1 protein-coding gene is annotated in these 583 nt (G+C 45.6%); it reads left to right on the forward strand.

Going from position 1 to position 583, the window contains the following annotated elements:
- The coding region (locus A3761_RS27070) for a hypothetical protein (RefSeq protein ID WP_197472853.1) at nt 1–583 on the forward strand (583 nt) is incomplete at both ends.

Raw genomic sequence — 583 nt, forward strand, 5'->3', positions numbered from 1 at the left:
TAAATGGAGACGCGCTTAGCCTAGATGATGGTGAAGGTTCCTTTGTACTTCAGCGTGTGGGCGCAGATCCATTTGCTGCGGCAAGCAATAATGGAGTGGACTTCTCGGACTCTGCAACTCTGACGCAAGGACAAGAGCTGGGAGTTCTGGGTTCTGGTCTCTTAAGAGAATGGTATGACGATGGCACTTCGACAGAGTATGAAGAATATTATGTATTTGACAGCTCAGGTAATACTGGACGATTCGTCTGGAGGCATGATGACGAAAGTGCTGGAACAACAGATACAGGTGATGAGGCAACAACTTGGTTGGTAGATAGCTCAGGTAATCTTGAAATTACTATTGCTGGTTTATCTGAAGTACATGACGTGGCATTAGCTGATTTTAGTGACTTGTTCAGGCCCGAAATTGTCGTCAAAAAGGACGGTATGATGGAAGGACCTACGCGTGCCGAGCTAATGGTGACTCAGTCTACCTTAGCCTCAGAAGTGCCTAGCCCTGTTGATTTGACGGCTGAGAGTGATTTATTGGGTACCTACTTTTTTGAACATAACCTAAGTGAGCAAATGATTTTTGCTAGCGG

The sequence above is a fragment of the Oleiphilus sp. HI0123 genome (assembly GCF_001635315.1).